The 9,960-nt window shown below is 67.6% G+C and carries 8 protein-coding genes, 2 tRNA genes and 1 pseudogene; 9 read left to right on the forward strand and 2 right to left on the reverse strand.

Translation table 11 applies throughout. From position 1 onward, the window contains the following. The first annotated feature begins 105 nt into the window (after positions 1-105). From VFZ92_RS04985 to VFZ92_RS05015, 7 genes and pseudogenes are all read left to right on the forward strand, one after another. Positions 106-603 carry a DciA family protein gene (locus tag VFZ92_RS04985; RefSeq protein ID WP_330874510.1) on the forward strand — a complete coding sequence of 166 codons (498 nt, stop codon included), beginning with the start codon at positions 106-108 and terminating at the stop codon, positions 601-603. Between the two features lie 237 nt (positions 604-840). Next, a complete protein-coding gene (gene gyrB / locus VFZ92_RS04990) occupies positions 841-2,808 on the forward strand; it encodes a DNA topoisomerase (ATP-hydrolyzing) subunit B (protein ID WP_330874512.1) in 1,968 nt (655 codons plus the stop codon). A 52-nt stretch (positions 2,809-2,860) separates the two neighbouring features. Then, complete coding sequence (gene gyrA / locus VFZ92_RS04995; RefSeq protein ID WP_330874513.1) at positions 2,861-5,371, forward strand: DNA gyrase subunit A; 2,511 nt, start codon at positions 2,861-2,863, stop codon at positions 5,369-5,371. Between the two features lie 26 nt (positions 5,372-5,397). Then, the gene (locus VFZ92_RS42395) at positions 5,398-6,522 is read left to right on the forward strand and encodes a DUF3566 domain-containing protein (RefSeq protein ID WP_414719815.1); all 1,125 of its coding nucleotides are present in this window, start codon (positions 5,398-5,400) and stop codon (positions 6,520-6,522) included. Between the two features lie 66 nt (positions 6,523-6,588). Then, positions 6,589-6,662, forward strand: a tRNA-Ile gene (locus VFZ92_RS05005). Between the two features lie 151 nt (positions 6,663-6,813). After that, a pseudogene (locus VFZ92_RS05010) lies at positions 6,814-6,930 on the forward strand (DLW-39 family protein); the annotation flags it as partial. A 39-nt stretch (positions 6,931-6,969) separates the two neighbouring features. Further along, positions 6,970-7,042: transfer RNA gene (locus VFZ92_RS05015), tRNA-Ala, on the forward strand. Between the two features lie 80 nt (positions 7,043-7,122). On the opposite strand, the gene VFZ92_RS05020 is transcribed toward VFZ92_RS05015, so the two are convergent. Beyond that, on the reverse strand, positions 7,123-7,542 hold the full coding sequence (locus VFZ92_RS05020; RefSeq protein ID WP_330874514.1) for a DoxX family protein: 420 nt from the start codon (positions 7,540-7,542) through the stop codon (positions 7,123-7,125). 130 nt (positions 7,543-7,672) lie between these two features. Between VFZ92_RS05020 and VFZ92_RS05025 the strand changes: the two genes are divergently transcribed. Then, entirely contained in the window at positions 7,673-8,215 is a 543-nt protein-coding gene (locus VFZ92_RS05025; RefSeq protein ID WP_330874516.1) for a DUF2020 domain-containing protein, read from the forward strand. A 359-nt stretch (positions 8,216-8,574) separates the two neighbouring features. On the opposite strand, the gene VFZ92_RS05030 is transcribed toward VFZ92_RS05025, so the two are convergent. After that, positions 8,575-9,318: a hypothetical protein gene (locus VFZ92_RS05030; RefSeq protein WP_330874518.1), complete on the reverse strand. Its 744-nt coding sequence runs from the start codon at positions 9,316-9,318 to the stop codon at positions 8,575-8,577. A gap of 111 nt (positions 9,319-9,429) precedes the next feature. On the opposite strand from VFZ92_RS05030, the gene VFZ92_RS05035 reads away from it, so the two are divergent. Beyond that, on the forward strand, positions 9,430-9,960 hold a 531-nt coding region (locus tag VFZ92_RS05035; RefSeq protein ID WP_330874520.1), incomplete at its 3' end, for a peptidylprolyl isomerase.

The following is a 9,960-nucleotide window of genomic DNA, read 5'->3' on the forward strand; positions in this document are numbered from 1 at the left end:
GGGGACAACCCTGTGGATGGTGTGGATAACTCACCACAAATTGCGGACATATCCACAGGCGATGTCACTCCAGAGGGTGTTCTGTCCCCAGCAGACGGTGAAACGTTGAGGGGACCCGACCTCGCGCGCGCCGCGCTGGCCGCCGCGCGGGCTTCCGCGAAGAGCCGCGCCAAGCAGCCGGGACGCCGGACGACCGGGGGAGCGAACCGCTCGAAGCGCCGCCGCTGGTCGGGCGCGGGTCCGGACGACCGGGACCCCCAGCCGCTGGGCAGGCTGGCCTCGCGGGTCGCCACCGAGCACGGGTGGGCCGAGCGGCTCGCGGGCGGCAACGTGTTCGGCAAGTGGGCCAAGCTCGTCGGCGAGGACGTGGCCGAGCACGCGAAACCCATCACGCTGAGCGACGGCGAACTGACGGTGCAGGCGGACTCAACGGCGTGGGCGACGCAGCTCAGGCTGCTCCAGCGCGAGCTCATCAAGCGCATCGCCGCCGGGGTGGGCGACGGCGTGGTGAAGAAGCTGAAGGTGCAGGGCCCCCAGGCTCCCAACTGGCGATTCGGCCCCAGGCACGCTCCAGGGCGCGGCCCACGTGATACCTATGGCTGAGGGCCGCCGATCGTTCAGCGGCGATCCTGTGGCGCACTGAGCGCTCACCAGCCGAATTGACCACTGGGGTCAGCCGATCCAACCCAACCGGGTCAAGTTCAGAGCCTCTGAGGCCAAATCAGGGGTGTCCTTGGTGCATCCTCGTCGTACCCGACCGGTAGAATAATGGGGAGCATGACCATCAGCGTCGCCGCTCGGCGACGTCCTGTCGCTTCATGTCGAGGAGACACCAGGCCCGTGGCAGACAAGAATGAGTACGGCGCGTCCTCAATCAGCGTCCTTGAGGGCCTGGAGGCGGTCCGCAAGCGGCCCGGCATGTACATCGGGTCCACCGGCGAGCGCGGTCTGCACCACCTGATCCAGGAGGTCGTGGACAACTCCGTCGACGAGGCGATGGCGGGTCACGCCACCTTCGTGGACGTGACGCTGCTGGCCAACGGCGGCGTGCGGGTGATCGACGACGGCCGTGGCATCCCGGTCGACATGCACCCCGTGGAGAAGGTCCCGACCCTTGAGGTCGTCATGACCAAGCTGCACGCGGGCGGCAAGTTCAACAGCGACTCCTACGCCGTCTCCGGCGGTCTGCACGGCGTCGGCATCTCGGTCGTGAACGCGCTGTCCACCGCCGTCGACGTCGAGGTGAAGCGCCAAGGTTTCACGTGGAACCAGCGCTACGAGGGCACCAAGCCCGCGCACCCGCTGACGAAGGGCGCTCCGGCGACGGAGACCGGAACCATCATCACGTTCTGGGCCGACCCGACGATCTTCGAGACGACCACCTACAACCTGGAGACGATCTCGCGCCGCCTCCAGGAGATGGCGTTCCTCAACAAGGGCCTCACGATCGTCCTGCGCGACGAGCGGGTCGTCGAGGCGGACACCGAGGTCGACGCCGAGGGCCACGTGGCGCGGGTCAAGGAGCGCACGTTCCACTACCCGAACGGCCTCGAGGACTTCGTCAAGCACATCAACCACACGCGCGAAGAGGTCCACAAGAAGGTCATCGCCTTCGACGCCAAGGGTGACGGCATCGAGGTCGAGGTCGCGATGCAGTGGAACACCGGCTACACGGCCTCGGTGTACACCTTCGCCAACACGATCAACACGCACGAGGGCGGCACGCACGAGGAGGGCTTCCGCGCGGCGCTGACCCGTGTCGTCAACGAGTACGCGCGCGACAAGAAGCTGCTCAAGGAGAAGGACACCAACCTCACCGGTGACGACATCCGCGAGGGTCTCGCCGCGATCATCTCGGTGAAGCTCCAGGAGCCCCAGTTCGAGGGCCAGACGAAGACCAAGCTGGGCAACAGCGAGGCCAAGTCGTTCGTGCAGAAGTCGACCAACGAGCACCTGGCCGACTGGTTCGAGCGGCACCCCAACGAGGCGCGCACGATCGTCACGAAGGCGGTCTCGTCGGCGCAGGCCCGGATGGCGGCCCGCAAGGCCCGCGAACTGGTCCGCCGCAAGGGCGCCCTGGACATCGGCGGCCTGCCCGGCAAGCTGAAGGACTGCCGCTCCACCAACCCGGAGGAGTGCGAGCTCTACATCGTGGAGGGCGACTCCGCGGGCGGTTCGGCGAAGGAGGGCCGGGACTCCATGTTCCAGGCGATCCTGCCGATCCGCGGCAAGATCATCAACGTGGAGAAGGCCCGCATCGACCGGGTCCTCAAGAACAACGAGGTGCAGAGCCTCATCACCGCGCTCGGCACCGGCATCCACGACGAGTTCGACCTGAGCAAGCTGCGCTACCACAAGATCGTGCTGATGGCCGACGCCGACGTGGACGGCCAGCACATCCGGACGCTGCTCCTCACCCTGCTCTTCCGCTTCATGCGCCCGCTCGTCGAGCACGGGCACGTGTACCTGGCGACCCCGCCCCTCTACAAGATCAAGTGGCAGCGGATCGACCCGGAGTTCGCCTACTCCGACCGCGAGCGCGACGGCCTGATCGAAGAAGGCCTGAAGGCGGGCAAGAAGCTCGGCAAGGACGACAACATCCAGCGGTACAAGGGGCTCGGCGAGATGAACGCCTCCGAGCTGTGGGAAACCACGATGGACCCGGCCCACCGCCTGCTCATGCAGGTGACCCTGGACGACGCCGCGACGGCGGACGAGCTGTTCAGCGTGCTGATGGGCGAGGACGTGGAAGCGCGCCGCTCCTTCATCACCCGCAACGCGAAGGACGTCCGGTTCCTGGACGTGTGACGCCACCCGTCCACCTGTAGACCTACTCGCCTGGCGAAGAGGAAGAAGAACCTTGACCGAGACGACTTTGCCGCCGGGGCCGGACCACGACCGCACCGAGATGGTCGACATCCAGCACGAGATGCAGCGCTCGTACATCGACTACGCGATGAGCGTCATCGTCGGTCGTGCGCTGCCGGACGTGCGCGACGGGCTCAAGCCCGTGCACATCCGCGTGCTCTACTCGATGTTCGACTCCGGTTTCCGCCCGGACCGCAGCTACAACAAGTGCGCGCGCGTCGTCGGCGACGTGATGGGCAACTACCACCCGCACGGCGACTCGTCGATCTACGACGCGCTCGTGCGGCTGGCCCAGCCGTGGGCGATGCGGTACCCGCTGATCGACGGCCAGGGCAACTTCGGTTCGCAGGGCAACGACCCCGCGGCCGCGATGCGGTACACCGAGTGCAGGCTCACCCCGTTGGCCATGCACATGCTGGCCGACATCGAGGAAGAGACGGTCGACTTCCGGCCCAACTACGACGGCCGGATCGAAGAGCCCAAGGTCCTGCCCTCGCGCATCCCCAACCTGCTGATCAACGGCAGCTCGGGCATCGCGGTCGGCATGGCGACCAACATCCCGCCGCACAACCTGCGCGAGGTCGCGGCGGGCGTGGTGTGGGCGCTGGACAACTGGGAGGCCTCCGACGAGGAGACCCTCGAAGCGATGATCGAGCGGATCAAGGGTCCGGACTTCCCGACCTACGGTCTGATCCTCGGCAACTCGGGCATCGAGGACGCGTACCGCACGGGCCGCGGCTCGGTGAAGATGCGCGCCGTCATCGAGATCGACGAGGACGCCAAGGGCCGCACGGTCCTGATCGTCACCGAACTGCCGTACCAGGTGAACCCGGACAACCTGGTCGAGAACATCGCCGCGCTCGTCCGCGACCAGAAGCTGACCGGCATCGCGAACATCGCAGACGAGTCGAACAGCCGCCGCGGCATGCGCATCGTGATCACGATCAAGCGCGACGCCGTCGCGAAGGTCGTGCTGAACAACCTCTACAAGCACACCCAGCTCCAGTACTCGTTCGGCGTGAACATGCTGTCGCTGGTCGACGGGGTGCCGCGCACGCTGCGGATCGACCAGATGATCCGGCACTACGTGCGGCACCAGGTCGAGGTCATCGTCCGGCGGACGAGGTTCCGCCTGCGCAAGGCCCAGGAGCGGGCCCACATCCTGCGCGGCCTGGTCAAGGCGCTGGACATGCTCGACGAGGTCATCGCCCTGATCCGCCGGTCGCAGACCCCGGACATCGCGCGCACCGGTCTGGTCGAGCTGCTGTCGGTGGACGAGATCCAGGCGAACGCGATCCTGGAGATGCAGCTCCGCCGCCTGGCCGCCCTGGAGCGCCAGAAGATCATCGACCAGTTGGCCGAGATCGAGCTGGAGATCGCCGACCTCGAGGACATCCTGGCCAAGCCGGAGCGCCAGCGCGCGATCGTGCGCGAGGAGCTGATGGCGATCGTCGACAAGTACGGCGACGACCGGCGCACCAAGATCATCCCGTTCGACGGCGACGTGTCGATGGAAGACCTGATCGCGGTCGAGGACGTGGTCGTCACGATCACCCGCACCGGCTACGCGAAGCGCACCAAGACCGACCTGTACCGGGCGCAGAAGCGCGGCGGCAAGGGCGTCCAGGGCGCGCAGCTCAAGCAGGACGACATCGTGGCGCACTTCTTCGTGTGCTCCACGCACGACTGGATCCTGTTCTTCACGAACAAGGGCCGGGTGTACCGGGCGAAGGCGTACGAGCTGCCCGAGGCCAACCGCAACGCGCGCGGCCAGCACGTGGCGAACCTCCTGGCGTTCCAGCCGGAGGAGGAGATCGCCCAGGTCATCCAGATCAAGAACTACGAGGTCGCGCCGTACCTGGTGCTCGCCACCAAGACCGGTCTGGTCAAGAAGTCCAAGTTGTCCGACTTCGACTCCAACCGATCGGGTGGTCTGATCGGCATCAACCTCCGCGACGACGACGAGCTGGTCGGTGCCGTGCTCTGCTCCGCGGAGGACGACCTGCTGCTGGTGTCGACCGACGGCCAGTCGATCCGCTTCCACGCGACCGACGAGGCGCTGCGCCCCATGGGTCGTGCCACGTCAGGCGTCCTGGGCATGCGTTTCAACGGCGGCGACGAGCTGCTGTCGATGGGCGTGGTCGAGGAGGGCAAGTTCGTTTTGGTCGCCACCGATGGCGGGTACTCGAAGCGGACGCCGTTGGAGGACTACCCGGTCCAGGGGCGTGGCGGCAAGGGTGTGCTGACCATCCAGCACGACCGCCGACGTGGGAGGCTTGTCGGAGCGCTCATCGTCGACGTCGACGACGAGCTGTACGCGATCACCTCTACCGGCGGGGTCATCAGGACCAGCGCCAAGGAGGTTCGCAAGGCGGGGCGGCAGACCAAGGGGGTCCGGCTGATGAACCTCGGCGAGGGCACCACTTTGATCGCCGTCGCAGGCAACGCCGACGAGCCTTCCGACGTCCCCATTGATGGGGACGAGGCTGAGCCCGCCAACTAACGCGGACGAGAGGTTGAGGACTGCTCGTGACTTCATCCGAGAACCCGGAAAGTCGGGACGCGGACAAGACGGCGGTGATCACCAAACCTGTTTTGCAGGGTGGTGCTGACCAGGGGTCGAAGGCGAAGGTCGCCGACAAGGCGACACCTTCGAAGGGCGCGGACAAGCCGGCCGCGCCGAAGTCGGCCGAGAAGGCCGAGCCCTCGAAGGTCGCCGACGGCGCGACAGTCGAGATCTCGAAGTCGCAGGCGAAGGCGGCCGCCGCTGGTGCGGCCGCTCCGGCCACCCCGGCCGCGCAGGCGGCGCCCGCCGCACCGGGGGCTCCGTCGGTCCCGGCGGCTCCGGCTGCCAAGGCGCCCGCCGCCAAGGCACCCGAGGCCAAGGCACCCGAGGCCAAGGCCGCGGCGGCTGCTCCGGCCGCCACGCCCCCCAAGACGGCCGAGCAGTCCACAGCCGAGGCGACGGTGAAGGTCGAGGTCCCGCCGGAGGCGCCCGCCGAGCGTTCCGACGGGCTCGACTTCGTCGCGGCGGCGCCCCCGCCCTGGCAGCGGGTGACCAGCGACGCGCAGTACGGCGAGGCGCAAACGGTTGGCTACCCGACGAGCGACAGCGTGACCCCGGTCGAGCCCGCGCCCGCCGAGCAGCCCGCCTACCCGGCGCAGGACCCGGACACGGTCGCCGTGGCGCGGCCGGTCCCGCCGGATTCGGGTGGTCGGACGTCGGTGAACCTGGGCACGTCCAGCGCCCGGCCGGGTGCCGCGGCGCCCAGCGCCAGGCGTCCCGGTCGAGGGCCGCGTCGGGCGAGCCTCCAGGTGAAGCGCGTCGACCCGTGGTCGGTGCTGAAGCTCGCCCTGGTGCTCAGCGTGGCGCTGTTCTTCGTGTGGCTGGTGGCGATCGGCGTGCTCTACGGCGTGCTGAACGGCATGGGCGTCTGGGACAAGATCAACAACACGGCGCAGGACCTGCTGTCCGGCAGCGAGCAGGCCGGTGACCCGCTCATCAGCGCGGGTCGCGTGTTCGGCGTCGCGGCCATCATCGGCGCGGTGAACATCGTCCTGTTCACCGCGTTGGCCACGGTCAGCGCGTTCGTCTACAACGTGTCGGCGGACCTCGCGGGTGGTCTGGAGCTCACGCTCTCCGAGCGCGAATGATCTAGGCACCCCCGATTTGGGGCAACGACAGGCGGTACGGTAATCTTCCTGTCGTTGCACCAATCAGGGCCTATAGCTCAGACGGTTAGAGCACTTCGCTGATAACGAAGGGGTCGGAGGTTCGAGTCCTCCTAGGCCCACGATCGATTAGGTGAACCGCGCGGGGTAACACCGGGCCCGCCTTCACCGATTCGTTATAACATTGGGGATCACACCCCCAACCCCCGCCAGGGGGCCAAGGCCCCCTGGACCCCCGGTGGTCGACCATCGGGTCATCGAACGGGAGCTTCCATGAAGAAGATCATCGCACTGGTTGCGGTCGCTGGCGCCGTGCTGCTGTTCGTCAAGCGCAACAAGGCCGCGAAGGCCGACGCCGACCTCTGGCGCGAGGCCACCGCACCCACCGACTGAACCCTGCGAGGGCGGGCTCGTCTACCGCCCCCGAGAGGGGACGTAGCTCAATTGGCAGAGCACCGCCTTTGCAAGGCGGGGGTTAGGGGTTCGATTCCCCTCGTCTCCACCGTAGAAGTCCCGAACAAGCCCCTTCTCGCCGCGCTGCGAGCAGGGGCTTGTTCGTTCTGCACGGAATCTCGTCTCAACTCACGCGTTCTGCAACTCCGGAGACGCCTGACGTCGAGAAGCCAGCACCTTGTCCAACGCCCAGGCTCCAGGCCCGGTGAAGACGAGGAGCAGGAACACCCAGGAGTACATCGCCGCCAGCTCTCCGCTGTTCTCGATCGGCATCAACGCCTTCGGCTGGTGCACCGAGAAGTAGGCGTAGGCCATCGAACCCGAAGCGATGAACGCGGCGATCCTGGTACCGAGACCAACCATGATCAGCACGCCGGCCACGATCTCGATCACACCGCTCGGCCCGCTGGGCCACGTCGTGATCGACACCGGAGGCTTGGTGGTGAGGAACCCGAACAACTTCTGGGCTCCGTGGCAGGCGAAGAGCAGTCCCACGACGATCCTGAACAGTGCCAGCGCGTGGTCTCGACCGCGGTCGATAAGACTCATTCTTTGTCCTCACTAGCAGGGCGACCGGCAGGGTAAGGACAAGCTAACGCCGATGACGTTGCGTGACTAGGTCCGCAACTTATCGATCATCGACAGCAAACTGATTGGATTCAGCAAGGTGAAGCGTCGCGTGTTGTTCGCAGTACCGTCCCTGCTGCTGATCGGAGTATTGGCTGGCTGCAGCACGGAGCAACCCGTCTCAACATCAACTACGGGCAGCAAGACCAGCGTCCAACTGACACCTTCCGCTACGCCGAAAGAGGCGCCAGGGGCACCCCAGCCGGTTGCGGACGGTGACTGCCCCTATCTTTCGACAGGGGTTGTCCAGGAGTCGAACGGACAGTTGGTGCGCAAGGTCCGGTTGTCGGAGGACAGCCCCAACCCGGCGTGCTTCTTCTACGCGAACTCGACGGACGTCCAACTCAGCGTCTGGGTCTACGAGGGCGACGCCACGGTCGCGAAGGCGATCGTCGACCGCGCCGCGCCCATCGACAAGTCGAGCCCGGCGACCGCGCCCGAAGGGTGGAACGGCGGCTCGCTGACGTCCGACACCGGTGCCGTGTACGCCGTCGCGAAGGGCGCGAACGCGGTCGTCGTCACCAGCAACCAGCAGCAGACCATCAAGGCGCGCCGCATCACCGAGACGGTCGTCACCAACCTCGGGCTGAGCTGAGCCACGGGCTCGGCTCAGCGATCTCGGTTGGGCGACCGCGGGGTCGGCTCGGCAGAGGTCCCCTGTCGGGCGGGCCCCCCGACGTACAAGCTACGGCGGGGGTACGACGGTTCCGGGTTCGGTCAGCGGGGTGTGGACAACTCGTTCGGGTGGAGAACGGGGGACTGTTCAGCTGCCCGCCGGGACGCGACACGCCCGAACCGAAAAAATGGCCTGGAAATGTCAGGTCCCGTGGGTCCGTGCGCCCAACTGGGAAGCAGTGCTGGCGCGGCAGGCCCCGGTGGTGCGGGGAGCCGGGCACACCAAAGCCCCGGCACCGACAGTGTCGGCGTCGAGGCTCGGCGGCGTGTGTTCGGTGGTCAGGCCTTGCGGTCGGCCACCTGGCCGTTGCGGGCGTGCTCCGCGTCGGACCCGCGCGGCGTCGTGTCGGACCCGCGCGGCGTCGTGTCGGTCGGGCGCGGCGGAGGGGTGGGCGTGGGAGCGGTGGTCGTGGTGGGGGGCGGCGTGGGCACCGGGGCCGAGGTCGTCGGCTCCGGGGTGGTCGACGCCTGGGGCTCCTCGTGCAGGTGGACCTCCTCCGGACGCTTGGTGAGCGCCACGTACCCGGCCACGGCACCCGCGGCGAGGATGCCGAGGATCCACGGCCAGCGGCGACGGCTCTTCGGCGTCTCGCGGGCGAAGTCCTTGCGGGCCTGCTTGGCGGCCTTGCGAACGTCCTTGGCCCGCACCTTGGCGTCCTTGCGCGCTCGGACCGCGGCCTTCGCCACGTCCTTGCGGATGCCCTCGGCCCTGTCCAGCAGTTCGGCACGGGTCTGGCCGCCGCGCTTGGCGAGCTGCTTGCGCTGCTTGGCCAGCTTCTTCCTGGTCTTCCGGGTCGACTTCTCGACCTCCTCGGCCTTCGAAGCCAGCACGTCGGCCGTCTCCGCGAAGATCCCCCGGAGCTGGTCGGCCGTCACACCGCGCTCGGCGAGCTTCGTCTCCGCCCTCCCAGCGAGCTGCACCGCCGTCTCCGCACCCACGTGCCCGGCGCGGACCGCTCCGCGACGCGCCGCGCGCAAGCCGGTTCCGACGGCCTTGCCGACCGACTCACCGGCTTTGGTCATGGCCTGCACCTCGTCCATATCGCGCTCCAGAAGCTGTCGGTCAGTCATGCACTAGGCATACCCATCCTGCCCGTTCCTGAACATCGGCGCCCGGGATGGCACGATGGTGTGGTGGCTGACAGCAACGAATCCTTCGTCGGGACCAAGGTGACGGCGACCCTGCACACCTCGCAGGGCGACATCCGCATCAACCTCTTCCCCGACCACGCCCCCAAGACGGTGGCCAACTTCGTCGGTTTGGCCGAAGGCACGAAGCAGTACTCGAAGCCGAACGCCAAGGGCGAAGCCTCGGGTCCCTTCTACGACGGCTCGATCTTCCACCGGGTCATCGCGGGCTTCATGCTCCAGGGCGGTGACCCCACCGGCACCGGCCGCGGCGGCCCCGGCTACCAGATCGACGACGAGTTCGGCGCCGGTCTCACGCACGCCGGACCCGGCATCCTGTCGATGGCCAACGCCGGCCCGAACACCGGCGGCTCCCAGTTCTTCATCACGCTCGCCGCCACGCCGTGGCTCGACGGGAAGCACGCGATCTTCGGCAAGGTGACCTCCGGCATGGACGTCGTGGAGGAGATCGGCGCGGTCCCGACCGCGCGCGGCGATCGGCCGGTCGAGGATGTCGTGATGCAGAAGGTGACGGTC

The organism is Umezawaea sp. (assembly GCF_036375055.1).
Lineage (GTDB): Bacteria > Actinomycetota > Actinomycetes > Mycobacteriales > Pseudonocardiaceae > Umezawaea.